Origin of the sequence: Archangium gephyra (assembly GCF_042230915.1) — a bacterium.
GTDB lineage: Bacteria > Myxococcota > Myxococcia > Myxococcales > Myxococcaceae > Archangium > Archangium gephyra_B.
The window spans coordinates 11,282,104-11,308,090 of sequence record NZ_CP102578.1 but is presented as its reverse complement, the minus strand read 5'-3'; the positions used below and the strand labels follow the sequence as shown (position 1 = coordinate 11,308,090).

Sequence of the window (25,987 nt, the reverse complement as noted above, 5' to 3'; positions counted from 1 at the left end):
CGCACCGGCCTGGGAGGAAGCGGGGCGGTGCCTATACCGCGAATCCAAGGGCCACGGCGAGCAGTCCGCCCAGTCCCGCGTACAGCGGAATGTTGCAGGCGAGGGTGATGCGGTTGATGCGGCGGAAGCGGGCCTGCTCCTCGTCGGCGAACCAGATGCCGTCCTCACCCGTGGTGTGCCCCTCGACGGCCTGGAAGAAGAGCGTGGCGTACATCACCTCGACGAAGAGGCTCACCAGCACCAGGGCGATCAGCGACAGGGCCCAGACATCCAGGCGCGAGGGCGGGCCGTCGCGGTGGAGCTGGTACCAGGAGAGGCCACCGAGCACGAGGAAGATGCACAGCACGTCATGGCCGATGCCGTAGGGCGGCTTCCAGTTATGGGAGACGTAGAGCATGTACATCTCGGCCGCGCCGCGCACCCACATGCAGGCGCCGAAGCTGCCGAGCACCATGCGCAGGCCGGGGTGCACGGCGGCGTCGAGCGCCACCAGGGGGCAGAGGAGGAACCAGAGGAAGATGGCGTAGAAGAGCCAGGCGAGCTTGGGCGGGGAGATGCGGCCGCCGCGAGCCGCCTGGACGTTCTGTCTGCGCCAGAAGAGGAAGCCGAGCAGTACGGCCAGGCCCAGCAGGGCGAGGATGAGGACGCGGGTGAGCGGGGAGAGCATCAAGGACGGCGCGGGAGGGGGTAGAGGTCAGGGTAGCGCAGGCGGTACCAGTCGCGAAGCCGGGGCAGGTGGTGCAGGGACACCTGGGGATGCAGGTGGTGCACCACGTGGCAGCCGACGTGGAGGGGCGCGGTGAGCAACCGGCCAACCCAGCCGAGCCCATGGTCCGAGGTGCACGCGAGCACGTCACGCAGGGTGCGCCCCTGGACCGTGCTGGGCGTGTGCTCGGCGAGCAAGCGCCACGCGCACAGCCCCGAAGTCAGCAGGAAGGGCAGCCCGTAGCCGAGGCCCACCGCCGAGGGCCAGCGCAGGGCGGCGGCGAGCACCACGAGGTGGAAGAGGACCTGGCCGGACTCGGCGCGGGCGCAGCCGAGCACCTCGGGGTGGTGGGTGAGATCCTGGCCGGAGCGGTCCTGGAGGAAGAGCCGCGCGTACGGGTTGCGCAGCGAGGGCAGCAGCCAGGCGAGCAGCCCGAGGGGGCCGCGCAGCACCCAGAAGGGGAGGATGGGGCAGACGCGCAGCCACACGGCGAGCTGGCGCCAGGGGCTCGCGGGAGGCCGCCGGTACGGGTCCGAGGGCAGGCCCGCGTCGCGGTGGTGACGCAGGTGGTGGTAGCGCATGGCCTCGAGCGTGGTGGCGACGGGGTAGCCGGCGAGCAGCGCGAGCAGCCGGAGGCCGGGGCCCGAGTGGCGCCAGGGCAGGTGGATGGCGTCATGCAGGACGACGCCGAGCGCGTGCAGCCGGCCGGCGATGAGCAGCGCGAGCAGCGGCGCCACCGCGGGCACCCAGGCCATGACCACCCAGCACAGGCAGATCCACGCCCACTGCGTGGCGGCGAGGCGCAGCAGGCCGGGCACGGTGGCGCGGCCCAGCAACTCCAGGGGAACGGGAGCGCGGAGCGGGAGGTGCCCGGAGTTTGCAATGAGGGGCGCGCACGAGGAGGGACGCATGGGAATCGTCGAGATGGTGGGCAGGCACCCGGGGGGACATGCAAGCCCCCCGCCCGTCCTGGACAGAGAGGCAGGGGGCGGGCACTCTCGGTGCGCGCTCGGAGGCGCATTCCATGAGAGCTGAGCAGGCAGTGGCACACCCGGTGCCGGTGGGCACCGAGGTGCACACGGCGCCCCGCGTCGAGCGCTGGGGCTGGGTGTGGCCCCGGTGGAACGACGCGCGCATCCCCTTCGCGGCCATCCTCACGCTCTATGGCGTGCTGGGCTTCTCCTTCTTCGGCTTCAACCGCAACCCGTGGCAGATGCTGGCCATCGTCGCGAGCGGCAGCGCCTTGGACGCGGGCCTGGGCTGGCTGCTGCGCCGCGAGAAGGTGGTGCCGCTGAGCGGCTACATCTCGTGCTGCTCGCTGGCGCTGCTGCTCAACTACTCGCACTCCAGCTGGCTGCTGCTACTGCCGGTGTGGCTCACCATCGGCTCCAAGTACGTGCTCACGTACGAGGGCCGCCACGTCTTCAACCCGTCGATGTTCGGCGTGGCCACCTCGCTGCTCTTCACCCGCGAGCTCATCACCGCGGCGCCGGCCTACCAGTGGGCCAATGGCGAGATTGCGCTCTCGGCCTTCATCGTCATGGCCGCGCTGGTGCTCTTCTTCTTCCGCGTGGGCCGCACCTGGCTGGTGCTCAGCTTCCTCTTCTTCTACGCGCTGCAGACGGGCCTGCGCGCGTACATCCTGCGCCACCACCTGCCGCCCGAGGTGCTCTTCCTCGGCACGCTCGGCGCACCGGCCTTCTTCATCTTCACCTTCTACATGATCACCGACCCGGGCACGTCTCCGAAGACGCCCCGGGCCCAGGTGCTCCTGGCGCTCGCCCTCACGCTGGTGGACCTGGTGCTCCACCTCAAGGAGAGCGTCTTCACCTTCTTCTACGCGGCCCTCACCTGCGCCACGGCGCGCTTCGTCTTCCTGCACGCGCGCGCGCTGTGGAAGCGCGGGCCTCGCGCGTACCTGGGCGCCGTCTTCTCGCCGGGGCCGCTCAAGCGCTTCGGGGCGGTGGGCGGACTCGGGGCCGCGCTGGCCGCGGGCTACTTCCTCGTGGTGGCGCCCTCCGTGCAGTCGCGCCCGCTGCCCTTCCACATGCAGCGGCTGGAGGCCTCGCACACGGGGCTCGGCTCGACGATGGGGGACGTGCTGTCGAAGGTGGACCCGCGCGTGCTGCACGTGGCCAAGTGGGTGCTGAGCGTGGGCGACGCGGTGGCCGCCGGAGACTTCGACGGCGATGGGAAGGTGGACCTCTTCCTCACGCATCCGCTCAAGTCGGACGGGGACCGGGCGGCGCTCTACCGCAACCTGGGGGACCTGCGCTTCGAGCGCGTGAAGGTGCCCGCGCTGGAGCACATCGCCGCGAGCTACACCACCGAGGGCGCGGCCGCCGGTGGCACCTTCGTGGACTACGACGGGGACGGGGACCAGGACCTGGCGGTGGCGGTGGCTTTCGGGCCCTCGAAGCTGCTGCGCAACCTGCTGCGCGAGACGGGCACCGCCTCCTTCGAGGACGTCACCACGCGGGCCGGGGTAGGGGACCACTCGGTGAGCATGGCCGTCACGCTGCTCGACTTCGACCGGGACGGGCACCTGGACCTCTTCGTGGCCAACGCGCTCACCACGCACCTGCCGGACTACGCCACGCCCACCCCGTTCAACTTCTTCCAGCTGCCGCCGCCCGAGTACCCCGGCGACCGGCGCATGCTGCGCTTCTTCCACAACGGCTGGCACAACGCCGACAACGGCGGCCTCAACGTGCTCTACCGCGCCCGGGGCGATGGCACCTTCGAGAAGCTGGACTCGGTGGCGCTGGGGCTGAAGGAGACGCGCTGGTCGCTCGCCGTGAGCACGGTGGACCTGAACCAGGACGGGTGGACGGACCTCTACATCGCCAACGACTTCGGCCCGGATGAGCTGTACCTCAACGAGCAGGGCAAGCACTTCCGCCGGGTGGTGGGCAAGCTGTTCGGGGAGGTGGGCAAGGACACGTACAAGGGGATGAACTCCACCGTGGCGGACTTCGATCGCAACGGGTGGCTGGACGTCTATGTGTCCAACGTGCACCACGCGCTGCAGGCCGAGGGCAGCCTGCTGTGGATGGCGTACCCGGGGAAGGACGCGTTCGTCCCCGAGCTCAAGGACGAGGCGACGTTCCGCGGGGCGCTCAACGAGCGGCGCTTCGGCTGGGGCGCGGCGGCGGGGGACCTCGACAACGACGGCTGGCCCGACATCGTGCAGGCCAATGGCCACCTCGACGACCGGCTGGACCACCTCTACGACTCGGGCCGCAAGGACTACTGGTACGTCAACCACAAGCTGATGCAGTCCGGCCCCGAGGTGCACACGTACGCGGACAAGTGGGGCGACATCCGCGGGCGCGTCATCTACCCGAACGAGCCGCGCCGCGCGTACCTGAACCTCGGGGACGAGCAGCCCGGCCACTTCGTGGACGTGGCGAAGGAGCTGGGGCTGGATGACCCGGACAACTCGCGCGGCGTGCTGCTCGCGGACCTGGACGACGACGGGGACGTGGATGCCGTCATCACCAACCAGCACGGGCCCGCGTCCGTCTACCGCAACACCCTGCGCGACGGCGCGGGCAAGGACGCGGCGCACTTCGTGGGCCTGTCCCTGGTGGGAGACGGGCAGCGCACGGCGCGGGGGGCGGTGGGCACGCGCGTCGTCGTGTCCTACGAGGAGGGCGGCAAGCGCGTGGAGCAGGTGCGGGAGGTGGGGTTGCTGGGAGGCCTCAGTGCCTCGGCGGATCCGCGCCTGCACTTCGGACTGGGGCGCCATGCGGGCCCGGTGACGGCCTCGATTCATTGGTATGGCGGCGAGGTGCAGACCGTGCAGCTCGACGCCGACCGCTACCACGTCATTTCGCAGCCCGCTGCCACCGCGGGCCTGCGCGGCAGCAGGTAAGGAGTCCGATGTTCTCCGCATTGAAGGGAGCCACCGTCTCGCGCGAGTCGCTCACCGAGCACCAGCGCGCGCAGATGCTCGCGCTGATGCAGGTGTGCTACGCGGGCGTCAGCGCCGAGCGCTTCGCGAGGGACCTGGCCGACAAGCAGTATGTGATCCTCCTGTCCGCGAGGCGCTCGGGCGAGCTGGTGGGTTTCAGCACGCTGCGCGTCTCGGAGGAGCAGGTGGAAGGGCGGGCGGTGGAGGTCGTCTTCTCGGGAGACACCGTCATCCACCCGGACTATTGGGGCCAGAAGGAGCTGCAGGTGCGCTTCGGGCGCTTCATGATGGCGCGCAAGCTGCGCCGCCCCCTGCGTCCGCTGCTCTGGCTGTTGTTGAGCGCGGGTTACAAGACGTACCTGCTGGCGGTGAACCACTTCCCGCGCACGCTGCCGCGCCACGACTGGGAGGCGCCGCCGGAGCGGGTGTCGTTCCTGAGGGCGCTGGCGGGGCGCTGGTTCGGCGAGCAGTACGACGGGAAGAGGGGAACGGTGCGCTTCGCGGGCTCGCACTACCGGGTGCGGGACGGGGTGTCGCCGATCGACCGGGAGGCGGCGGCGCATCCGCACATCGCCTTCTTCGCGAGGAGCAACCCCGCGCACGTGGAAGGGGAGGAGCTGGTGTGCCTGGCGGAGATCCGCGCGAGGGATCTGCTGTGGGCGCTGACGGAGCTGACGATGAAGCAGGTGCGCCTGTGGACGCGGCGAGGCCTGAAGCTGATGGGAGTGAGGGCATGACCCCATATCCCCTCTCCCTCCGGGAGAGGGACGGGGTGAGGGTGCCGAGGGTCCCAGGTTGAACCCATGCTGACTTCACGCCGTCTCCTCGCGGGGCTCATGGCGGCCCAGGCGCCCTCGGCGCTCCTGTTCCACCGAGCGCTCTCGCGCCCCGAGCAGGCCCAGTCCGAGAACCTGTCGCGCATCCTCCGGGCCACGCGGGACACCACCCAGGCCGCGCGAGTCCCAGGCTTCTCCCGTGTCCGCACCGCGCGCGAGTTCCAGGACGCGGTGCCCATTTCCACGCCGGACTCGGTGCTCCCGGACATCGAGGCGCTCAAGGCGGGAACGCCGCGCGTCCTCACCCGCGAGCCCGTGAGCCGCTTCGAGCCCTCGGGAGGCTCCTCGGGGGCGTCCAAGTACGTCCCGGTGACGCGGGGGCTGCTCGACGAGTTCCACCGCGCGCTCGCGCCCATGCTGTTCGATCTGCTGCACTCGCGCCCCGCGGTCCGCGAGGGCCCGAGCTACTGGTCCATCTCGCCCATCGGACGCAAGCAGGGGAGGACAGCCGGAGGGATTCCGGTGGGGAGCGTGGATGACTCGGCGTACTTCCCGAGCTTCCTGCAGCCGGTGCTCTCGCGCGTGTTCGCCGTGCCCGGGACGGTGGCCCGGCTGCCCGATGTCGAGTCGTGCCGGTATGTGACGCTGTGGTTCCTCGTGGCCAGTGAGGAGCTGGCGCTCCTGAGCGTGTGGAATCCGAGCTTCCTCACGCTGCTCATGGACGCACTGGAGCGGCATGGGGAGCGCTTGGCCGAGGACCTGGAGCGCGGGGTGTGCAGGCCTCCTCGGGGACTCGGTGGGGGACACGGTGGGGAGGACGGGGACGGATACCCTCACCCCGACCCTCTCCCGGGGGGAGAGGGAGGAGTCGGCGGAGTGGGGATGGACGCGGTGCTGTCACGGATGCGGTTTTCTCCCCGGCCCGAGCGGGCCCGCGTGCTTCGTGAGGCACTCCGCTCCGGTCTCCAGGGGCGCATGCTCTGGCCCCGGCTCGCGCTGCTCAGCATGTGGACCGATGCCCAGGCCGCGCATTCCGTCGCTCCCGCTTGCCGCCGCTTCCACGGCGTCGAGGTCCAGGGCAAGGGTCTGCTCGCCACCGAGGGCGTCGTCACGCTGCCCCTCTTCGGTGCCCCCGCCCCCGTGCTCGCCGTCCGCAGCCACTTCTTCGAGTTCCTCGACCCCGAGCACCCCGAGGCGCGTCCCCGGCTCGCGCACGAGCTCGAAGCCGGGCGCACCTACTCCGTGCTCCTCTCCACCTCCGGCGGCCTGCTGCGCTACCGCATCGGAGACCTCGTCCGCGTCGAGGGCTTCCACCATGCCACGCCCTGCCTGCGCTTCATGGGCCGGGCCGATGCGGTGAGTGACCTCGTCGGCGAGAAGCTCGCCGCCACCCGCGTCTCCACCGTGCTCGAGGCCCTGCTGCCCGCGGTACTCGGCGGCCCGCGCCCGCCCTTCGCCATGGTGGCCCCCGAGTGGGAGCCCCACGGCCCACCGGCCTACCGGCTCTTCCTCGAGACCGAGGTGCCCGATTCACGCCTCCACGAGGCCGCCCAGGCCCTCGAGCGCGCGCTGTGCGAGGGCTACCACTACCGCTATGCCCGCGAGCTTGGCCAGCTCGGGCCCGTGCGCGCCCTCCGCGTCACCGAGGGCTCCCGCCGCTACGAGGCCCGCTGCATCGCGCTCGGCCAGCGAGCCGGTGACATCAAGCCCACCGATCTTCATCGCCAGGCCGGCTGGACCGCCTGGTTCTCCCAGCGAGGACAGCAGCAGCCATGAGGAATCCACTCGACGCCCAGAACCTCGCGCTCGTCACGACGCCCGCCGTGGACCTCGAGGCCGAGGCCGACCTCACCCGCTGCGGCGCCCTCAAGGACTTCTGGTACGTCGCCTGTCTCTCCACCGAGCTCCCCAAGGGCAAGCCCCTGGCGCGCACCCTCTTCGGGACGAACCTCGTGCTCTTCCGCGACGAGCACGGCCGGCCCGCCGCCCTGCGAGACCGCTGCCTGCACCGCAACGCGCGCCTGTCCGCCGGAGACGTCTTCCACGGCCGCATCGGCTGCCCGTACCACGGCTGGACGTATGACGCCTCGGGGGCGGTGGTGGAGGTGCCCTCGCTCGGGCCGAGCCAGTGCGGCGAGGCGCTCGATGCGCAGGGCCATGCACGCGCGGGCCTCCAGGTGCGCCCGTGCGACCTCGGGAAGCTGCAGCGCTTCGACACGCTGGAGCAGGACGGGCTCGTCTACGTCTTCATGGGCGGAGACTCCAAGCGCGCCCGCCGCCCCGCCTTCCGCGTGCCGTACTGGGGCCAGCCCGGATGGACCGTGTACTTCATGGTCACGCGCTTCCCCAACGGGGTGACGAACCTCGTGGAGAACTTCATGGACGTGCCGCACACCGTCTTCGTGCACAGGGGATGGTTCCGCGACCCGGCGCGCAAGCGGGTGCCGGCCACCGTGAAGCGCGCGGACGGCAGCGTGCTCGTCACGTACCAGCAGGAGAACGACACCGTCACGGGGCTGGGCCGCATCTTCAACCCGGGGGGCCTCCCCATGGTCCACACGGACCATTACTTCGTCCCCAACATCACCCGCGTGGACTACATGTGGGGCGAGCGCAGCGGCTTCGCCATCAACTCGCAGGTGACGCCCATCGGCCCCACGGACAGCCTCGTCTACACGGCCATCAGCTACCGGCTCCCGTTCGACCTGCCGCGCTCGCTGGTGGCGCGGGCGCTCATGCCGCTGGTGCGCTGGTACACCACGCAGGTCATCCGCCAGGACGTGGACATCATGGGCGTGCAGCGCGAGGGCCTGCTCAACGGCCCCGGAGGCGGCGTCTTCTCCGGCACCGAGGCGGACCTGCTCCACGCGGACATCGAGTCCTACCGCCGCTGGCTGCTGGAGGGCGGACACGGCGCGGGCCCCGCGGACGAGGAGCGCGGCATCGTCTTCTGGATTTGAGCCTTGATACCGTAGGAGCCACCATGAATTGCCCACGTTGCGACAAGGTGATGACCCAGGTGCACCTCGAGGGGACCGAGGCTCAGCAGTGCCCTCAATGCGAGGGGCATTGGCTCGAGGGGGAGCATTTGCGGCAGCTGGAGTCGACCGTGAACGTGCGGCTCATCGAGTGGCGCACGCTGCCCTCGCAGGAGGTCCAGACGCGCGAGCTGGCCTGCCCCCGCTGCCCTCCCCGCCTGGTCATGAAGAAGGTGCGCAGCGAGCGCGACCAGCACGTGCTGCTCGACGTGTGCGAGCGCTGCCATGGCGTATGGCTCGATGGCGGCGAGCTGCGCGCCATCCAGGAGATGGGCTTCGTGGCCGCGCTCGCCGACGCGGTCCGGTTCATCACCCGGGACTGACGGGAGCGATGTCCGTGGAGCCCTCCAGCCTCGCGTCCCCGTCCACCGCGTCCTCGTCCGCCGCTGATCCGGGCGTGCGCCAGCGCCTGCTCTCCATCTTCGGCGGCTCGGTGGGCAACCTCATCGAGTGGTACGACTTCTACATCTACTCGGCCTTCTCGCTGTACTTCGCGAAGTCCTTCTTCCCCCACGACAACCCCATCGTGGAGCAGCTCAACACCGCCGGAGTCTTCGCGCTCGGCTTCCTCATCCGCCCGGTGGGTGGCTGGCTGATGGGCCTCTACGCGGACCTGCGCGGGCGCCGCGCCGCCCTGTCCCTGTCCGTCACGCTCATGTGCCTGGGCTCCTTCATCATCGCCCTGTGCCCCACGTATGAGCGCATCGGCGTGCTGGCCCCCATCGTCTTGATTCTGGCCCGGCTGCTCCAGGGGCTCTCGCTCGGCGGCGAGTACGGCACCAGCGCCACCTACCTCAGCGAGGTCGCCACCTCGCGCCACCGCGGCTTCTACAGCTCCTTCCAGTACGTCACCCTCATCATGGGCCAGTTGCTCGCCACGGTGACGCTGCTGGTGCTCCAGCGGCTGGTGCTCACCGGCCCGCAGCTCGAGGCATGGGGCTGGCGCATCCCTTTCCTGTGTGGCGCCGCGCTCGCCATCTTCGGCTTCTACATGCGCCGCAACATGGTGGAGACCGAGGCCTTCCAGGCCGAGGCGGCGAAGAAGACGGAGCTCCACCCCATGCGCGAGCTGCTGCGCCACCCCCGGGAGCTGGCCCTCGTCGTCGGCCTCACCATGGGCGGCACGCTCGCCTTCTACACGTACACCGTCTACATGCAGAAGTTCCTGGTCAACTCGGTGGGCCTCACCCGGGACCAGGCCACGCTCATCTCCGTCGCCTCCCTCTTCCTCTACATGCTGCTGCAGCCGGTGTTCGGCCTGCTCTCGGATAAGGTCGGCCGCAGGCCCGTGCTGATGTGGTTCGGCGTGATGGGGACGCTGTGCACCGTGCCGCTGCTCACGGCGCTGACGCGCACGCGGGATGCCTTCACCGCCTTCCTGCTGGTGCTCGCCGCGCTCGTCATCGTCTCCGGCTACACCTCCATCAACGCCGTGGTGAAGGCCGAGCTGTTCCCCGCCCGCATCCGCGCCCTCGGCGTGGGGCTGCCCTACGCCCTCACCGTGTCCCTCTTCGGCGGCACGGCCGAGTACGTGGGCACCTGGCTCAAGCTGGCCGGCCATGAGACGTGGTTCTTCTGGTACGTGTCGGGCTGCATCCTCTGCTCGCTGCTCGTGTACGCCTTCATGCGCGACACCCGGCAGCACCACCGCTTCGGCTGAAAACCGCCTCGAAAAAAAGCGGTTCCCACAAAAAATCCCCTCCCCGGTCTCTTCTTCAGGGAGCGCGGCGGCCCCCGATGCACGGGCGGCGCCGCACACACACCGAGGGGGATGGGACCATGAAGCGCACGCTGCTGAGCGGGGGGTTGTTGCTGCTATGTCTGTCGGCCTGTGAGCCGGGGTCCGCCCAGGGGCCCGAGGGGCCTCGGGGGCCCACGGGTCCGCAGGGGCTGACGGGGGAGCGCGGGCCCATGGGGCCGAAGGGCGCCCCGGGAGAGGTGGGCCCCCAGGGAGAGCCGGGCGCCCCGGGGCCGATGGGGCCTCGTGGCGAGCAGGGCCCGGCCGGCCCGGGCTTCCGCATGTACTACGCCGCGCAGAGCGTGGTGGCCGCGAAGGCCACCTCCAACATGTTCGTCGACGTGCCGGAGGTGGTGACGTCGTTCGAGACGACGGTGTCCACGCGGGTGCGGGTGCTCCTCACCGCGCGCGTCTCCGCGTCCCGCCCGGGGGGCGGCGTGGTCATCTGCCACCTCTTCACCGGCTACGAGGGCCCCTTCTTCATCGAGCGCATCAAGGTGCAGGCGCCCGCGGATGGCTCGGAGTCCCTGCCCACCTACGTGTCGGCGATGCAGCGCACCGAGCCCGTCACCGGCCACCAGGAGATGCGGCTGCAGCTGGCGCGTGACGCGGACTCCACCAACGGCACCTGCCGCGTCGAGGCCGCCAACCTCGAGGTCTCCGTCCGCTGAGCCCCGCGCGTTTCTCGGAAGGTGAGAGGGATGCCTGCTCTGTTGCCCTCCATGCGGCGGAGGTGGCGGACTTCAGCCGGGCTACTCCGTCTGTGTTGAAGGACACACTGGTGCAGTGTCGTCCTTTCCACACTGAGGTGCCGGGGCACTGCCGCATCCCGGGAGGTGATGCAGATCAAGACGGTCATGTTGCCTCCCGGTCTCTTGTACGAAGAGCAGCGCCTGCAGGCTCTTCATCGCTACGACATCCTCGATACGCTTCCCGAGTCCGAGTACGACGACCTCGTGCAGCTGGCGGCGGAGCTGTGCGGTGTGCCCATCGCGCTCATCAGCCTGGTGGACCGCGACCGGCAGTGGTTCAAGGCGAGCGTGGGCCTGCCCGGGGTGCGCGAGACGGAGCGCTGTGTCTCCTTCTGCACCTTCGCCATCGAGCGCGAGCAGGTGCTGGTGGTCGAGGACGCCTCCCAGGACGCGCGCTTCGCCGCCAACCCGCTGGTGGCCGGGGCGCCCCACATCCGCTTCTACGCCGGGGCCCCCATCCTGTCCGAGGATGGTTTCGTCCTGGGCACGCTGTGCGTCATCGACCGCGAGCCGCGCGTGATGAGCGAGCCGCAGCGCCGCAACCTGCTCGCGCTCAAGCGGCAGGTGGAGCTGCTCCTGAAGCTGCGCCTGCAGGTGAAGCAGACCGAGGCGCGCAACCGCCAGTTGCTGGAGTCCTCCGGCGATGCCGTCTTCCTGCTCGACGAGGCGGGCCGGGTCGTCGAGCTCAACCCCGTGGCCGAGCGGCTGCTGGGCCGTGGCGTTTCGGAGCTGCTCGGCGCCTCCTTCGAGGCGCTGGCGCCGGAGAACGAGCGCGAGCCGCTGCGGCGCTCGCTCCAGTCCCTGCTCGCGCGGGGCACCGTGCGCCTGGAGAACCTGGGGCTGTGCTCGGCGCGGGGCGAGCGTGTCGCGCTGGATTTCGCCGCCTCGCTCCAGGAGGTGGGCTCGCGGCGGCGCCTGCTGCTCGTGGGGCATGACCTCACCGAGCGGCGGCGGCTGGAGCAGCAGAGCATCCAGAATGACCGGCTCGCCTCGGTGGGGGCGCTGGCGGCGGGCATCGCCCATGAGATCAACAACCCCATGGCCTACGTGCTCTCCAACCTGGGCTACCTGCAGGGCTGGCGCGAGGACCTGGAGCGGCAACTGGCGGCGGTGCCCGGCTTCCCGGCGCACCTGGCGGATCTGCTCGTCGAGGCCAAGGAGGTGCTCTCCGAGTCGCTGGATGGCTGCAAGCGCATCCGGGACATCGTGCGCGACATGAGCTTCTTCTCGCACGCTCCGGACAACGCGCTGGCGCCGGTGAACGTCAACGCGAGCCTCGACTTCGTGCTGCGCATGGCCCACGCCGAGCTCAAGCGCACCGCGACGCTGGAGAAGGACTACGACGGCGAGCTGCCGCCCGTGTTCGCCTGCGAGAGCCGGCTCAGCCAGGTGTTCCTCAACCTGGTCATCAACGCCATCCAGGCCATGCAGCCCGGCTCGCCGCAGCGCCACACCCTGCGCGTGCGCACCACGCGCGAGGGCGGCTTCGTGCGCGTGGACGTGTCGGACTCCGGCCACGGGATTCCTCCCGAGGTGCTGCCGCGCATCTTCGATCCCTTCTTCACCACCAAGCCTGCGGGCTCGGGCACCGGGCTGGGGCTGTCCATCAGCCACTCGCTGGTGCAGAAGATGGGAGGGGAGCTGCGCGTGCGCAGCGAGCAGGGCGTGGGCACGACGTTCTCCCTGCTGCTCCCGCTGGGTGAGCATGCCGCCGAGTCGAGGAACGTGCTCGCCTCCTGAGCAGGGAGTCGCCTGTCCGTTCTCCTTCCCGGGCCCGGTTGCGGCATAGTCCCCGGCATTCAACCCGGGAGAGGATGATGCCGAGCGAGGACACCGGGGGGGGCGGAGACAGCGGGCGCACGGTGCGGCAGGGGCGGCTGGCGTGGCTCGCCGCGCGCTGGGTGCGGCTCGTGGACCGGCTGGACTCCTTCATCCCGGAGTCCCTCCGCCGGGGCCCGCCCCTGGAGCTGAGCCGGGCGCGGATGGTGGTCGCGTTGTGCCTGTGCATGCTCGGGGGCTCCGTGGTGTTCACCGGGCTGCTGCAGCTCACTCCATACGCGTGGAGCCTGGGCGTGCCGAGCGCGCTGTCCGGTGGGTTCTTCCTCGGGTTGCTGGCGCTGCTGCGCTGGCGCGCCTCGCCCCGCCTGCCGGCGTTGTTGCTGTGCGGCTTCCTGTGGGCGTCGATCCTCTTCAACTCCCTCTCCCTGGACATGCTGGCCATGGCCACGCATGCGGCGAGCGTGCTGGTCCCGGTCATGTCCGTCTACCTGCTGGGGTGGAGGCTCGGGCTGGGCTTCTCCGTCCTGAGCATCCTGACGCCGCTCGTCTTCTACCCGCTGGGCACCTCGCGCCCGGGCTTGAGCGCCATGGAGTGGTCGACGGGCATCTTCACGGCCTTCTTCATCGTGCTCGGCTGGGCGGTGACGTCCGTGTTCCTGGCCTTCCGCACCGAGGCGCACGCGACGCTCGAGCAGACGCGCAAGACGCTGCACCAGAACGAGGGCGAGCTGTCCGCCCTCATCGAGAGCACGGATGACGTCGTGTGCTCCCTGGACGTGGAGGGGCGGCTGCTCACCGCCAACCAGGCCGCGAAGCAGTACTTCCAGCGCATCTTCGGCGGAGAGATTCCCCCCGGCGGGTTCATCTTCAGCGCGCTGGCTCCCGAGCGGCAGGAGCGGTGGAAGCTGCGGCTGGCGCGGGCCCGGCGAGGCCATCGCCTGAAGGACGAGGTGAGCCTGCCGGCGCATGGGGAGTGCGGCAAGACGGTGGACCTGGAGCTGACCGTCAGCCCGGTGTGGGGCGAGCACGGCGAGGTGCTCAAGCTCACCGTCTTCGGGCGGGACGTGACGGAGCGCAAGGCGGCCGAGGCGCGGCTGAGCGAGCTGCACCGCGGACTGGTGGATGCCTCGCGCCAGGCGGGCATGGCGGAGGTGGCCACGGGCGTGCTGCACAACGTGGGCAACACGCTCAACAGCGTGAATGTGTCGGCCAGCATCGTGGCCGAGCGGATCCGCGGCCTGCGGGTGTCCAGCCTGGAGAAGGCCGTGCAACTGCTGCGCGAGCACGAGGCGCAGCTGGCCACCTTCCTCACCGAGGACCCGCGGGGCCGCCAGCTCCCGGCCTACCTCGAGGCGCTCACCACCCAGCTCACCCAGGACAAGGAGGCCGTCCTGTCGGAGCTGCGGGCGCTGTGCGACGGGGTGGAGCACATCCGGGTCGTCGTGGGCATGCAGCAGCAGTACGCGCGCTACTCCGGGGTGGTGGAGGAGGTGTCGCTGCCCGAGCTCATCGACGGCGCGGTGCGCCTGCAGGCCGCCTCCTTGGGGCGCGCGGGCATCGAGGTGCGGCGCGAGTACGCCGAGGTGCCGCCCGTCTGGGTGGACCGGCACAAGCTGCTTCAAATCCTGCTCAACCTGCTGAGCAACGCGCGTCACGCGGTGAAGGAGGGTGGCCGCCCGGATGGGTGTCTGACCATCCGCGTGGAGCCGGGGGAGGCGGGACGGCTGTGCATCATCGTGGCCGACAACGGCGTGGGGATCGCTCCCCAGCACATCCCGCTGCTCTTCACCCACGGCTTCACCACGAAGAAGGACGGGCACGGCTTCGGGCTGCACACCAGCGCGCTCGCCGCCGAGGAATTGGGCGGCTCGCTCTCCTGTGCGAGCGCCGGCCGCGGCCAGGGGGCCACGTTCACCCTCGAGCTGCCCGTGCGCAAGGAGGAGCCTCGCGAGGAGGGCGCGGTGGCACGGTAGGGCGCGCTCGGGGGGAGCCCGGGGCGCGTGGCACCCTCACCCCGTCCCTCTCCCGGAGGGCGAGGGGAAGTGTTCACGGTGGGGGTTCTTCTTGGGGCTTCCTCGGGCTACTTCTGGCTGGGCTTCGTCGTGGACATGGGCTTGAGCTCGCCCTTCAGGATGGAGACGACCATCTCTCGCGTCTCGTCGTAGGACGGCTCGCCGTGGAAGAAGCCGTAGGTGTCGTGCGCGCCGTCCGGATGGTAGCCGTCCAGATGGAACATGCGCGGGCCGTCCGGATCCTTCTCGCGCGCGAAGGCGTTGGTGTAGGCGTAGGAGCCCAGGGAGAGGACGAGCGCGGGCCGCTCCTGGTCCGGCGCGTACACCTGGAACTCGTAGCGCTTGGCCCAGTCCCCCTCCAGCTCGAAGTTCTCCACCACCATGACGTTGCGGCCCCCCTCCTGGAACTGATCCCGCACGAAGTAGTCCTTGTCCACCTTGCCCGCCTGGCGCAGCAGCAGCAGGGCCTCGCGCTCCGCGTCCCGCTTCTCCTTGTTCCCCAGCGCCTGGTGCAGCTGCACCAGCTTGGCCCTCGTCCTCCAGTCCCCCGGCTCCAGGTCCGCCGCCTTCTGGAAGCGCTCCAGCGCCGCCGCCGGCTCGCCCTTGAGCTGCAGGAGCTGCCCGGCGTTGTAGTGCGCCATCGCGAACCCCGGCTCGTACTCGCTCGCCTTCTCGTAGGCCTCCAGCGCCTCGTCCGGCCTGCCCTGATCCATGGCCAGCAGCCCCAGGACGAAGAGCGCCTGCGCGTTCCTCGGCTCCAGCGCCAGTGTCTTGTCGAGCGCCGCGCGCGCCTCCACCGGCTTGTCGAGCTGCAGGTAGAGCGTCCCCAGCAACTGCCAGTAGCGGCCCTGCCCGGGCTCCAGCTCCGTGGCGCGCGTGGCGTGGGCGAGGGCGGTCTCCACCTGGTTCCGGCCGCCGAGGAGGAAGGCCTTGATGTAGTGGGACTCGGCCTGCTCCGGCGCGAGCGCGAGCGCCCGCTCGGCCTCCGTGAACGCCTTCTCCTCCCGCTGCAGGTAGAAGGCCGTGCGCGCCAGCCAGCCGTGGAGCCGCGCATCCTCGGGATGCTCCTTCAGCCGCGCCTCCAGCTCGCGCGCGAGCTCCTCCAGGTCCGTGAGCGTGGCCTCGCGCTCCGGCCCCCGCAGGCCCGGCCCGGCCCGCTCCAGGCGCGCCTCGGTGGCGTCCGCCAGGCTCCCGGACGGGGTGGAATGGGCCCGGCCCGCCGTGCAGCCGGCGCCAGCGAGGAGCAGGGCGAGCACGCCCCCCAGGAATTGCAATCTTGGCATCCCCGAAGCATGAGATGCCGGACGCATCGCTCGCAAGCGCTCGACCCTCGTGGGGCTTCCGAGCAGACTCGCCCCATGTCAGCCTCGTTCCTTCCGGCTCAGGACCCTCGCGTGCTCGCGCGGCGCATCGAGAATGCCCAGGCGGAGCAGATCGACCGGACGCCCATCTCCTCGCGGCAGGGAGTCCCCGCGCTCCGCGTCGCCGGGGGGCGGGCCTTGTACCTCGGGCCTCGCTCGCCCTTCTCGGCCGCGGTCGGCGTGGGGCTCGACGGGATGGTGAGCCTGGGGGACCTCGACCGCATCGAGGAGCTGCTGGGGCAGGGTGGGGGCGCCGTCCGCATCGAGCTCAATCCCTTCTGCGAGCCCTCACTCGCCGCGAAGCTGGGTGCCCGGAGCTACCGGGTGGAGCGCTTCCTCCAGGTCTGGTTCCGGGCCCCCACGCCGGTGCCGCCGCCCGTGCCGGGCGTGGAGGTGCGGCCGCTGCGCCCAGGCGAGGAGCGGCGCTGGGCCGAGCTCTTCTTCCTCTCCTACCTGGGGCGGCCCCCGTCGTCCGAGCTGGAGCTGTCCGGTGGGGTGGGCATCGTCCGCACGCCGGGCAATACCTGCTTCCTCGCGCTCCAGAAGGGCGAGCCCCGGGGCGTGGGCGTGGTGTCGGTGACGGAGGGCGTGGCCCTGCTGTCCGCGGATGGTGTCGTTCCGCTGTTCCGCGGGCAGGGGCTCCAGCTCGCGCTCATCCAGGCGCGCATGGCCTGGGCCGCCGAGCACGGTGCCGATGTGGTGACGGCCTCCACCGAGCCGGCCACGGCCTCGCAGCGCAGCTATGAGAAGGCGGGCTTCCGCTGCGCCTACCCGAAGCTCGTCATGGTGCGGCCGCCCTTCGCGTCGTACTGAGCGGGCGGTGGCTCAGGCGAGCGCCATCTCGAAGCCGGTGCGCCCCGCCGGGAAGCGCTCGCGCGCGATGCTGGCCGGTGTCACCGCGTAGAGGTGGAAGTCCAGCTTGCGCTGGAAGAAGCCCCGCAGTGCGGGCGCGAGCGGATCCTCCTCGCCCAGGTAGAGGGTGAAGAAGTGGTAGCCCCTGCCGTGGTGGTCCGCGTACACCTGCTCCACCAGGGCGCGCAGGATGGCCGGGTCCTCGCCCGCCACGCTCGTGTTGCACAGGTAGAAGTAGCGGAAGTCATTGCCCGGCTCGGGCAGCCGCGGCGCACGCAGCACCGTGGCCATCGCGTCGTAGCCCCACTTCACCCACCGCATCGAGCCCCGGTACGCCATCACCCGGTAGCGCTTCACCGCCTCGGGGTCCCACACCGAGGTGCACCCCACCAGCTTCCCGTCTCCGTCGAAGGCCAGGTAGCTGCCCTCCACGCTCATGCCCGGCCAGCGCTCCAGCCGGTGTTGCAGCTCTCCGAGGTCGTACCGGTAGCCGAAGGGCCGTGCGCGGTGGTCCGCGTCCAGCAGCGCCTCCATGGCCGGGAGGTCCCCGGGCGTGGCGCGCCGCACGTGGAAGTGGCCCCGCTTCGGCTCGAGGCGGCGGGTGAAGTGCACCGACACCGCGGAGAAGCGGCGCAGCAGGGCGTAGTGCGGCTGGGCCTCGCGGTGCTTCTTGCGCTTCACCAGCGCCTGCAGCGCCGCCGAGTTGCTCGCCATCACCGCCGTGAGGAAGGCCTCCACGCCCAGCCGCTGCGCCGTCTCCTCCAGCACCGGGCCGTAGAAGCGCGCCAGGCCCCGGCTCCGCCTCGCCGAGAAGCGCGTGCGCAGGTCTCCCAGGTAGCCCACCCGGCACGGCCGGCCCTCCAGCCAGCCGTCCCTCACGAGGATGGCTCCCATCCCGTCCAGGCCGCGCTCCACCTCGTTCACCCAGAGCTCCGCGTCTCCTCGCTGCATGTCGTAGAGGCGGAAGAAGTCCGGCGAGCGCTGCGTGGACAGCACCAGCTCGCCCTGCATCGGCACCGAGCCGAACAGCTCCAACAACTGGGGATTGTCTTCTCGCTTCGCGCGGCGGAGGAGGCTCATACGAGGCTCACAGCGTATGCGAGCCGGGCTCACGGTGGGCGGGGGACTCGGTGGGCCTCGGTTGCCTGGGCAGTGGGCAGGGGCGCCTCATGGGGGCAACCGTCACCTCAGAAGGCGTAGCCGATGGAGAAGGAGAGCACCGGCAGGTGCACGTAGCGCTCGAAGGTCCTGTCCAGCTCGCCCTCCGCCAGGCGCGAGAAGATGTTGACCAGCAGCGGCTGGCTCGGCTGGAACTGGGGCTCCACCCGGGTGTTGGAGTCCAGCGTGAACGCCGCGCCCAGCGCCGTGCGCGCCGTCCACCCCGCGCCCAACCCCCAGCGCCAGCCCAGCTCCACGTCCAGCATGTGCAACACCGAGCGCACCCGGTACTCGCGGTTCAGCGCCTCCTCGCCCTCGGGCGGCTCGAGGCCGATCAGCGAGGCCAGCACGTCCTCCGCGCTCACCTCGCCGCCGAGCGCCACCAGCCCGTAGCCGCCCTCCACGTACAGGCCCGCTCCCGCAAAGGGCCTCCACCCCACGTGCGTCCGCCACACCAGCGAGTTCCTCAGCGCGTTCTCGATGAGGTCCGCCTCGTTGCGGCCGTACGCGCCCAACGCCACCGCCACATCGTTCACCACCCCCACGTACCCCGCCGGCAGGTAGCCCAGCGAGGTCGACAGGCGCAGCCGCCACGGGGACTCCACGCCCAGCCGCCCGCCCACCGACAGCGGGAAGTCCGTGTTCGCCTCCACCGTGACATCCCAGCCGTGGCCGCCTTGCTGCTCCTCGGCCCGCGCCTCGGCTCCCGCCACCAGCCCCGCGAGCACCAGCAGCGCGCTCAGTCCGCTCCGTGCCTTCATCGTCGCCCCCTCGCCCCGCTCGGGGCACGGTGGGCATGTGCCCCGGGCTTCGCCATGCGACCAGAGGACACGCTGGCTGGCCCGGTGGCACAGCGGCCGGGCAGGCGCTCGGGTGGAGCATGGGTTCAACCAGGGGCCCGGGCACCCTCACCCCGACCCTCTCCCGAGGGGAGAGGGGATAGTGGGCGCGAGTGGAGAGGGTTTGCCGTTACGGCGTCTGCTTCTCCACGTACGCCTTCAGGCCCCCGCTCCCCATCAGCGTGCGCCAGCCCTCGCGCAGCCGCGGACTCGTGTTCTCGTCCACCCGTCCGAACACCGCGTCCTCCACCCGCACCACCGTCGCGCCTCGCTCCTCCTTCAACGTCAGGCGTGCCGTCGTCGTCGCGGGTCCTCCAAAGGACGGCGTCAGGTGTCCCGCCAGCTCCAGCACCGCCGGCGGCTCCACCACCAGCACCGTGTACCAGAGCGCCCCCGCATCGTTGCCCCAGTCCTCGTACATCCGGCCGCCCGGACGCGCCTCGAGGATGAAGCCCTTGGGCTCCCGGCCCACGTAGAAGTCCTTCGGCCACCACTGGCCCGTCTCCTCCACCAGGGCCTTCCACACGCGCTCCCGGGGCGCGGAGATCGTCACCTCCACCTCCACCCGCGCCACGCCCACTCCAATCGAGGCCTGCGTCATGTCTCCTCCTCCTGGGCCCGAGGTCTACCACCCCCGCCGCGGCCGGTGCTCACCCGCCGGGTGCTCTCGGGGCCAGCGCATGGCGCGGCAGTCGCAACGTGAACGTCGTCCCCGTCCGCGCATCGGACGTCACCGTGATGCTTCCGTCGTGCGCATGGACGATCTCCTGCACGATGTAGAGCCCCAGCCCCAGCCCTCCCGACAGCGCGTCGTTGGCGCCCTCGCCCCGGCCCCGCCGGAACGGATCGAACAGGTGCGGCAGCAGCTCGGACGGAATGGGCGTGCCCTGATTCTGGATGCACAGCACCACCGGGTCTCCCTCGCCCTCCATCGTCACCCGCAGGGGCGTCCCCTTGGCCCCGTGCTTCAAGGCATTGGACATCAGGTTCTGCACCACCTGCGTGAGCCGGTCCCTGTCCCATTCACCCCGCCCATCCCCCGTGGCCTGCGTGGAGATGCGGCTGTGCAGCGTGGTCATCCGCAGCTCCTCCAGCACCTCGTACGTGAGGACGAAGAGGTCTCCCGGCTCGCGCTCCACCGGGATGCCACCGCCCAGCCGGCCCCGGGTGAAGTCCAGCAGATCCGCGATCATCCGTGTCATGCGCTCGGCGCCCTGGTTGATGCGCGCCGTGGCCGCCTCCACCATCTCCGTGCGCACCCGGCGCGCCAGCAACTGCGACTGGAGCGAGATGGCCTGCAAGGGGCTGCGCAGGTCATGGCTGACGATGCCCAGCAGCCGCTCGCGGAACTCCTCGGCCCGCCTGCGCGCCTCCTCGGCCCGCATCCGCTCCGTGGCGTCGCGCAGCACCACGGTGAAGCCGCGCGGCGCTCCTTCCTCCCCGCGCAGGGCGCTCACGGTGATGTCCGCCCAGAAGCGGCTTCCATCCTTGCGCAGCCGCCAGCCCTCGCCCGTGTAGACGCCCCGCCGCTCCAACTCCCCCATCTCCCGCTCGAGCTGCGCGCCGTGCTGCTCCCCGGGAATCAGCAGGGGGGCGAAGGGCCGTCCCAACACCTCCTCCTCGCTGTAGCCGGTGATGGCCTGCGCGCCCGCGTTCCAGGTGACGATGCGCCGGCCGGGGTCCACCAGGAAGATGGCGTGCCCGTACACGCCCTCGATGACCAGGCGCAGCGTCTCGTTCGACTCGCGGAGCGCCTGGCGCTGGCGGGCCCGCTCCAGGGCGAAGCGCACCGAGCGCGGCAGGTGCTGGTACGACTCGGGCGTCTTGGGCAGGTACTCCTCCAGCCCCTCCTGCACCGCGCCGAGCGCCTGCGACTCATCGGCCGTGCCGGTGAGCATGATGACGGGGATGCCCGGCCAGTGCCGCTGCAGCGTGTGCAGCAGCTCCAGCCCCGTGGCCCAGTGCAGCTGGTAGTCGACGATGACGGCGTCGAAGCGGGGCTGCTCCAGTACCTGGCGCCACTGCTCCTCCTCGCCCACCTGCTCCACCTGGAGCCCGCGGAAGGCGCGTGTGAGGGCGCGCACGGCCATGAGCCGATCGGACTCGCTGTCATCCACCACGAGCACCCGCTGGGGGCGGCGTGTCTCCGGTGGCTCAGGCATCATGGCGGGTGCCTCCGCCGGCCTCCTCGGGACACGAGCACGGCAGCTCGACGGTGAAGGTGGAGCCCCTCCCCGGAGCGCTCTCCACGTGGATGCGGCCGCCCAGCGCCTCCAGCACCTCATGGGTGATGAAGAGGCCCAGGCCCAGGCCCCCGTAGTGCCGCTCCGACACGCCCCGCTCGAAGCGGCCGAAGATGCGCGCGCGCACCTCTTCGTTCATGCCGATGCCCTCGTCGCGCACCGTCAGCCGGGCCCACCCCGCGTGCTCCTCCAGCCGCACCCGCACGGGCCCACCAGCGCCGAACTTGAGGGCGTTGGACAGCAGGTTGGCCACCACCTGCTCCAGCCGCAGCACGTCCCACTCGCCCAGCACCCGGGCGGGGGTCTCTATCTCCACCGCGCAGTCCGCGCGCACCGCCTGCGTCTCGAAGCCGGCGGCCACGTCGCGCACGATGGCCACCAGGTCGACGTCCCGCTCGCGGCGCAGGGGGAGCCGGCCGCGGGTGATGCGCGTGGCGTCCAGCAGGCTGTCCACCAGCGACGTCATCCGCCGCACCTGTCCGCGCGCCACCTCCACGTGCCCGCGCAGCCGCTCCACGTCCGGCGCCTCCTTCTCCAACCCCTGCTGCATCAACTGCAGGCGCAGCGACAGCGGCGTCAGCGGCGTCTTCAGCTCATGGCTGGCCACGGAGAGGAACTCGTCGCGCAGGCGCACCGCCTCGCGCAGCTCCACCACCAGCCGCTCGCGCTCGGCCTCGGCCCTCAGGCGCCCGTCCTCCAGCACCTCCCGCTCCCGCTCCCGCAGCTCGGTCTGCTGGCGCCGCAGCGTCTCGCGCTCCTGGTACAGCTCCACGAAGACGCGCACCTTGGCCCGCAGAATCTCTGGCTCCACCGGCTTGCGCAGCCAGTCCACCGCCCCGCTCGCGTACGCCAGCGTGTGCTCCTCGGGGGGCGCGCCCGTGAGGAAGATGAGCGGCACGTGGCCCCGCGCCTCGTGCTCGCGCAGCAGCCGCGCCGTCTCGAAGCCGTCCAGCCCCGGCATCCGCACGTCCATGAGCACGAGCGCGAAGTCCTCGTCCTCCAGGCGGTTCAGGGCCTCCTCTCCCGAGCCGGCCTTCACCAGGTGCAGCGCGAAGGGCTCCAGGTGGCGCTCCAATGCCACCAGGTCAGCGGGTTGGTCATCCACCAGCAAGACGCTGGTGCGCAGCGCGTCCCCTGCTTGCATGGCTCCTCCCAAGAACCCGGGTATGCCGCCGTATCACGAATGGGACGCGGCACGGCAGCGAGAGATGTAACGCACCACGTCCGGAGGGGTGTCCTGGAAAATATACGGCCCTCCTTCCGCCGTCAGACCGCCCGGCCGCCCGGCCGTTGGGGGACCGGGCAGGCTAATGGAGGCCCTCCTGCGGGGAGGGAGGCTCCCGCCGGCTCTCGGGGCCCGCCAGCGGCAGCACGAGGTGGAAGGTGGCGCCCGCGCCCGGGGTGCTCTCCGCGTCCACCCCGCCGCCCAGGGCCTCCACGAGCTGGCGCACGATGTACAGCCCCAGTCCAAATCCGCCGTACTGGCGGACGGGGACCGCGCGCTCGAACTTGCCGAAGATGCGCTCCAGGTCCTCCGGCGCGATGCCGATGCCATGGTCCGTCACCTCCAGCAGCGCCAGGGCCCCGCTGGACTGCACCTGCACCTCCACCGGCGCCCCCGACCCGTACTTCATCGCGTTGGACACCAGGTTGGTCACCACCCGCTCCAGCTTCGAGCGGTCCCACCGGCCCACCACCGGCCCCTCGGCCCGCAGCTCCAGGGGCGTGTGCGTGCGCTGGGCCTCCTCCTGGAAGCGCTCCAGCACCTCGCGCACCAACTGCACCAGGTCCACGTCGCTCAGCTCCAGCCGCAGCCGCCCCTGGGCCAGGCGCGATACGTCCAGCAGCTCGTCCATCATCCGCGCCAGCTTGTGCAGCTGCCGTTGCGCCTTCTCCAGCCGCTGGGCCGTCTCGGCGTCTTCCGGCCGGGAGCCCTGGCGCGCGCGCTTGTGCAGCGTGTGCAGCTGCAGGCTCACCGAGGTGAGCGGCGTCTTCAGCTCGTGCGAGGCGATGCTGAGGAACTCATCGCGCAGCCGCACCATCCGCTCCGCATCCGCCCGGGCCTCCTGCGCCTGCGAGAAGAGCTGGGCCCGCCAGCGCGCCTCGCGCTCGCGCTGGGTGACGTCCACCGCCAGCCCGAGCGTGCCCGCCAGCCGCCCCTGGGGGTCGCGCAGCGGCACCCAGTGCGTCTCGTACATCAGCCCGTTGCTCAGCGGCTCCACCGAGAAGAACTCCTCCCCGCTGAGCGCCCGCCGCGCATGGGCGAGCACGGCCGGCTCGGCGCGGTAGAGATCGAACACGGACATGCCCACCACCTGGCCGGGCTTGAGCCCCAGCGTCTCCAGCCCGTGGCCCTCGGAGAGGGTGAAGAGGCCGTCGCGGTCCAGGGAGAAGAGCACCACGGGCGCGTGGGCGATGAGCGCCTGGAGCCGGGCATCCGCCTCCTGGGTGGGGCGGGTCTCCGCCGGCTTCCAGTCCGACAGGTCCAGCGCGAAGGTCACCACCCGCCCCTCGCCCAGGCCCGCCGAGCCCAACAGCACCGGCACGCCGTTGTCGTTCTTGCGCAGCAGCGTGCCCTCGAAGGAGTGGAAGGTGCCGCCGGTGCGCAGCCGCCGCAGGGCGTCCTCCGCCACCACGTGGTCGCGCGGGGGCATCAGCACCGTCCACGTGAGGGCCTCCTCGCGCACGTCCTGCCGCGAGTAGCCCAGCATCCGCAGCAGGGCGGGGTTGGCCTCCAGCACACGGCCATGCACGTCGCTGATGAACAGCCCCAGCAGGTCCGAGTCCCACAGCGAGCGCAGGCCGTCGACGCGGGTGTGCTCCAACTCCATGGAGCGCAGCCGGTCCAGGAAGCGGCCGAAGTGGTAGCCGAGCGCGGTGGCGATGGCCTCGTCCGCCTCCTGGTCCTTCCGGGGCTCGCGGCTGAGCAGCTCCAGCACCCCATGCACATGGCCGTTGCCCGGCACGGGCAGGAAGAGGCCGCCGTGCAGCCCGTGCCGCGCCGCCAGGTCCGCGAGGGGGAAGCGCGCGTCCCGCGTCACGTCCTCGCACCAGAGGGGCTCCCGGCGGGCCCACGCCAGGCCCGTCAGTCCCCCGGGAGGCGTGACGGTGCCGCGCAAGGTGGCCTGGGTGAAGCCACCCAGGTTCCCCTCCGCCGTCCAGAGGGTGAGGGGCACGAGCACGCCGTCCCGGCGCTCCATCCGCCAGTACGTGCCCAGCGCCCAGCCTTCCATCTGCCCGCAGGCGCGGAGCACGGCGTAGGCCGCCTCCTCTTCGTCCGAGGCGGACGAGAACACCTGGATGAGCGCGGCATCCAGCACCTGCATCCGCTGGCCCAGCCGCAGCTGCCGCTCGAGCTCCACCTGGGCATCCAGCGAGCGCAGGGAGATGATGAGCAGCCCCTCGTTCTCCCCCCCGGGCCAGGGGGAGAGCCGCACCTCCACCTCGCGCGGGCCGCCATCGCGCCGCAGGGCACTCGCCCGGAAGGGCTGGCCGTCCATGGGGGAGGGGGTGGGGCCTCCCGGCAGCCCCCCGGGAAGCACCAGGGAGACGGGCCGGCCCAGCAGCTCCAGGCGGCTCCAACCCAGTAACTCCTTCAGCCCCGCGTTCGCATGGAGGACGCGGCCCGAGCGGTCCAGGGCCAGCAGGGGGTCCCCCAGGGAGTCCAGGACGCGCCGCACGTCGATGTCCATGCCCGAGTGCCTCCCGGTGTACAGCCGGTCCGGGCCACGCCGCGGGCGCGAGACGGGGGATTCCGCCTCCCGGGTTCCCGGTTCACCGGAAAAAGATAAGAACGTTCCGCTCCCCCGCCGGACCACCGCTGTCTTCTTGTATAAGGGCGCCGGCATGGGCAGCGGTCGCTGCCCTGGTTGGAAAGGAAGGACACATGAGGAAGTTTCTGGTGGTGGCCGTGATGCTCGCCGTGGCGGGCTGTCAGCAGCAGGGCGGAGGCGGCGGTGGTGCCGCGGCGACGCCGCAGACGGATGACCAGAAGACCTTCTACGCGCTCGGCCTCACGCTGGGCCGGCAGATCCAGGTCTTCGACATGACGCCCGAGGAGTTGGAGTACGTGAAGGCGGGCCTGACGGCGCAGGTGACGGGCAAGGAGCCCGCGGTGGACATCCAGGCCTTCGGCCCGAAGCTGCCGGAGCTGGCGCGTACCCGCTCCACGGCCCGCGCGGAGAAGGAGAAGGAGAAGTCCAAGACCTTCCTGGAGGAGAAGGCCAAGGAGCAGGGCGCGGTGCGCACCGAGTCCGGCCTCATCTACAAGTCCATCACCGAGGGCACCGGCGCGCAGCCGGCGGCCACGGACATCGTGAAGGTGAACTACCGGGGCACGCTGCCGGACGGCAAGGAGTTCGACAGCTCGTACAAGCGCAACGAGCCGGCCCAGTTCCCGCTCAACGGCGTCATCCGCTGCTGGACCGAGGGCGTGCAGAAGATGAAGGTGGGCGGCAAGGCCCAGCTGGTGTGCCCGTCCGAGCTGGCCTACGGCGACCGTGGCACGCCGGGCATCCCCGGTGGCTCGGCGCTCGTGTTCGAGGTGGAGCTGCTCGACGTGCAGAAGAATGAGCCGCCCCCGATGCCGGCCATGCCGGGCCAGCCCACCGCTCCGGGCGCGCCGGGCGGCCAGCCCGCGGCGCCGGGTGGCCAGCCGGCCAAGAAGTAACCGCCTGTCCCTGGGTGGTCCTCACGGGCCATCGGGTGGCCTCCCCTCGCCGGGGCGGTGCCCGATGGCCCGTCGTCTTTCTTGCACCCGGCTTCCCGGGTCCAACAGCGCCCTGGCGTGGGCGGTGGGGGCCGCGTTACGCCGGAGC

Annotated in this window: 20 protein-coding genes; 11 read left to right on the top strand and 9 right to left on the bottom strand. The window is 71.1% G+C overall.

What is annotated here, in order from left to right:
- Nucleotides 1-31: 31 nt before the first annotated feature.
- Together NR798_RS44685 and NR798_RS44680 are read right to left on the bottom strand one after the other, a co-directional pair.
- Nucleotides 32-667: a hypothetical protein gene (locus tag NR798_RS44685; protein WP_375768736.1), complete on the bottom strand. Its 636-nt coding sequence runs from the start codon at nt 665-667 to the stop codon at nt 32-34.
- On the bottom strand, nt 667-1,617 hold the full coding sequence (locus tag NR798_RS44680; protein ID WP_375768735.1) for a fatty acid desaturase family protein: 951 nt from the start codon (nt 1,615-1,617) through the stop codon (nt 667-669). The genes NR798_RS44685 and NR798_RS44680 overlap by 1 nt, the downstream gene beginning before the upstream one ends.
- Before the next feature lie 113 nt (nt 1,618-1,730).
- Between NR798_RS44680 and NR798_RS44675 the strand changes: the two genes are divergently transcribed.
- The 9 genes from NR798_RS44675 (at nt 1,731) to NR798_RS44635 (ending at nt 14,678) form a co-directional block, all read left to right on the top strand.
- Nucleotides 1,731-4,583, top strand: coding sequence for an FG-GAP-like repeat-containing protein (locus tag NR798_RS44675; protein WP_375768734.1), 2,853 nt, complete (start codon nt 1,731-1,733; stop codon nt 4,581-4,583).
- 8 nt (nt 4,584-4,591) lie between these two features.
- The gene (locus NR798_RS44670) at nt 4,592-5,359 is read left to right on the top strand and encodes a hypothetical protein (protein WP_375768733.1); all 768 of its coding nucleotides are present in this window, start codon (nt 4,592-4,594) and stop codon (nt 5,357-5,359) included.
- 66 nt (nt 5,360-5,425) lie between these two features.
- Nucleotides 5,426-7,174: a GH3 auxin-responsive promoter family protein gene (locus NR798_RS44665; protein WP_375768732.1), complete on the top strand. Its 1,749-nt coding sequence runs from the start codon at nt 5,426-5,428 to the stop codon at nt 7,172-7,174.
- Nucleotides 7,171-8,358: a Rieske 2Fe-2S domain-containing protein gene (locus NR798_RS44660; protein ID WP_375768731.1), complete on the top strand. Its 1,188-nt coding sequence runs from the start codon at nt 7,171-7,173 to the stop codon at nt 8,356-8,358. Before NR798_RS44665 ends, NR798_RS44660 begins: the two co-directional genes overlap by 4 nt.
- A 23-nt stretch (nt 8,359-8,381) precedes the next feature.
- Nucleotides 8,382-8,759: a zf-TFIIB domain-containing protein gene (locus NR798_RS44655; RefSeq protein ID WP_375768730.1), complete on the top strand. Its 378-nt coding sequence runs from the start codon at nt 8,382-8,384 to the stop codon at nt 8,757-8,759.
- Between the two features lie 14 nt (nt 8,760-8,773).
- Nucleotides 8,774-10,096, top strand: a complete 1,323-nt coding sequence (locus NR798_RS44650; RefSeq protein ID WP_375768729.1) for an MFS transporter — start codon at nt 8,774-8,776, stop codon at nt 10,094-10,096.
- A 119-nt stretch (nt 10,097-10,215) separates the two neighbouring features.
- Nucleotides 10,216-10,845, top strand: a complete 630-nt coding sequence (locus tag NR798_RS44645) for a hypothetical protein (RefSeq protein WP_375768728.1) — start codon at nt 10,216-10,218, stop codon at nt 10,843-10,845.
- Nucleotides 10,846-11,013: 168 nt separating this feature from the next.
- Nucleotides 11,014-12,666 carry an ATP-binding protein gene (locus tag NR798_RS44640; RefSeq protein ID WP_375768727.1) on the top strand — a complete coding sequence of 551 codons (1,653 nt, stop codon included), beginning with the start codon at nt 11,014-11,016 and terminating at the stop codon, nt 12,664-12,666.
- A 74-nt stretch (nt 12,667-12,740) separates the two neighbouring features.
- Nucleotides 12,741-14,678, top strand: a complete 1,938-nt coding sequence (locus NR798_RS44635; protein WP_375768726.1) for an ATP-binding protein — start codon at nt 12,741-12,743, stop codon at nt 14,676-14,678.
- A 107-nt stretch (nt 14,679-14,785) separates the two neighbouring features.
- On the opposite strand, the gene NR798_RS44630 is transcribed toward NR798_RS44635, so the two are convergent.
- Complete coding sequence (locus tag NR798_RS44630) at nt 14,786-15,991, bottom strand: tetratricopeptide repeat protein (protein WP_375768725.1); 1,206 nt, start codon at nt 15,989-15,991, stop codon at nt 14,786-14,788.
- Nucleotides 15,992-16,075: 84 nt separating this feature from the next.
- Here NR798_RS44630 and NR798_RS44625 point away from each other — a divergent pair, with 84 nt between their 5' ends.
- Nucleotides 16,076-16,891, top strand: coding sequence for a GNAT family N-acetyltransferase (locus NR798_RS44625; RefSeq protein ID WP_375768724.1), 816 nt, complete (start codon nt 16,076-16,078; stop codon nt 16,889-16,891).
- Nucleotides 16,892-16,903: 12 nt separating this feature from the next.
- Here the strand turns inward: NR798_RS44625 and NR798_RS44620 are convergent, their stop codons facing one another.
- The 6 genes from NR798_RS44620 to NR798_RS44595 form a co-directional block, all read right to left on the bottom strand.
- Nucleotides 16,904-18,010, bottom strand: coding sequence for a GNAT family N-acetyltransferase (locus NR798_RS44620; RefSeq protein WP_375768723.1), 1,107 nt, complete (start codon nt 18,008-18,010; stop codon nt 16,904-16,906).
- 107 nt (nt 18,011-18,117) lie between these two features.
- Entirely contained in the window at nt 18,118-18,849 is a 732-nt protein-coding gene (locus tag NR798_RS44615; RefSeq protein WP_375768722.1) for a hypothetical protein, read from the bottom strand.
- A 208-nt stretch (nt 18,850-19,057) separates the two neighbouring features.
- Nucleotides 19,058-19,528 (bottom strand): SRPBCC domain-containing protein, encoded by a 471-nt coding sequence (locus NR798_RS44610; RefSeq protein WP_375768721.1) that lies wholly within the window; start codon nt 19,526-19,528, stop codon nt 19,058-19,060.
- Nucleotides 19,529-19,577: 49 nt separating this feature from the next.
- Nucleotides 19,578-21,092: an ATP-binding protein gene (locus tag NR798_RS44605; protein WP_375768720.1), complete on the bottom strand. Its 1,515-nt coding sequence runs from the start codon at nt 21,090-21,092 to the stop codon at nt 19,578-19,580.
- The gene (locus NR798_RS44600; protein ID WP_375768719.1) at nt 21,082-22,314 is read right to left on the bottom strand and encodes an ATP-binding protein; all 1,233 of its coding nucleotides are present in this window, start codon (nt 22,312-22,314) and stop codon (nt 21,082-21,084) included. Before NR798_RS44600 ends, NR798_RS44605 begins: the two co-directional genes overlap by 11 nt.
- 163 nt (nt 22,315-22,477) lie before the next feature.
- The gene (locus NR798_RS44595; RefSeq protein WP_375768718.1) at nt 22,478-24,862 is read right to left on the bottom strand and encodes an ATP-binding protein; all 2,385 of its coding nucleotides are present in this window, start codon (nt 24,860-24,862) and stop codon (nt 22,478-22,480) included.
- A 194-nt stretch (nt 24,863-25,056) separates the two neighbouring features.
- On the opposite strand from NR798_RS44595, the gene NR798_RS44590 reads away from it, so the two are divergent.
- Entirely contained in the window at nt 25,057-25,839 is a 783-nt protein-coding gene (locus NR798_RS44590; protein WP_375768717.1) for an FKBP-type peptidyl-prolyl cis-trans isomerase, read from the top strand.
- Nucleotides 25,840-25,987: the final 148 nt, after the last annotated feature.

Bases quoted from the DNA above. Each gene is read 5' to 3' on its own strand.
- NR798_RS44590 (WP_375768717.1), top strand. From the start codon at position 25,057: ATGAGGAAGTTTCTGGTGGTGGCCGTGATGCTCGCCGTGGCGGGCTGT.
- NR798_RS44665 (WP_375768732.1), top strand. From the start codon at position 5,426: ATGCTGACTTCACGCCGTCTCCTCGCGGGGCTCATGGCGGCCCAGGCG.
- NR798_RS44625 (WP_375768724.1), top strand. From the start codon at position 16,076: ATGTCAGCCTCGTTCCTTCCGGCTCAGGACCCTCGCGTGCTCGCGCGG.
- NR798_RS44645 (WP_375768728.1), top strand. From the start codon at position 10,216: ATGAAGCGCACGCTGCTGAGCGGGGGGTTGTTGCTGCTATGTCTGTCG.
- NR798_RS44640 (WP_375768727.1), top strand. From the start codon at position 11,014: ATGCAGATCAAGACGGTCATGTTGCCTCCCGGTCTCTTGTACGAAGAG.
- NR798_RS44600 (WP_375768719.1), bottom strand. From the start codon at position 22,314: ATGCAAGCAGGGGACGCGCTGCGCACCAGCGTCTTGCTGGTGGATGAC.
- NR798_RS44660 (WP_375768731.1), top strand. From the start codon at position 7,171: ATGAGGAATCCACTCGACGCCCAGAACCTCGCGCTCGTCACGACGCCC.
- NR798_RS44675 (WP_375768734.1), top strand. From the start codon at position 1,731: ATGAGAGCTGAGCAGGCAGTGGCACACCCGGTGCCGGTGGGCACCGAG.
- NR798_RS44685 (WP_375768736.1), bottom strand. From the start codon at position 667: ATGCTCTCCCCGCTCACCCGCGTCCTCATCCTCGCCCTGCTGGGCCTG.
- NR798_RS44615 (WP_375768722.1), bottom strand. From the start codon at position 18,849: ATGAAGGCACGGAGCGGACTGAGCGCGCTGCTGGTGCTCGCGGGGCTG.
- NR798_RS44670 (WP_375768733.1), top strand. From the start codon at position 4,592: ATGTTCTCCGCATTGAAGGGAGCCACCGTCTCGCGCGAGTCGCTCACC.
- NR798_RS44595 (WP_375768718.1), bottom strand. From the start codon at position 24,862: ATGGACATCGACGTGCGGCGCGTCCTGGACTCCCTGGGGGACCCCCTG.
- NR798_RS44655 (WP_375768730.1), top strand. From the start codon at position 8,382: ATGAATTGCCCACGTTGCGACAAGGTGATGACCCAGGTGCACCTCGAG.
- NR798_RS44620 (WP_375768723.1), bottom strand. From the start codon at position 18,010: ATGAGCCTCCTCCGCCGCGCGAAGCGAGAAGACAATCCCCAGTTGTTG.
- NR798_RS44680 (WP_375768735.1), bottom strand. From the start codon at position 1,617: ATGCGTCCCTCCTCGTGCGCGCCCCTCATTGCAAACTCCGGGCACCTC.
- NR798_RS44610 (WP_375768721.1), bottom strand. From the start codon at position 19,528: ATGACGCAGGCCTCGATTGGAGTGGGCGTGGCGCGGGTGGAGGTGGAG.
- NR798_RS44635 (WP_375768726.1), top strand. From the start codon at position 12,741: ATGATGCCGAGCGAGGACACCGGGGGGGGCGGAGACAGCGGGCGCACG.
- NR798_RS44605 (WP_375768720.1), bottom strand. From the start codon at position 21,092: ATGATGCCTGAGCCACCGGAGACACGCCGCCCCCAGCGGGTGCTCGTG.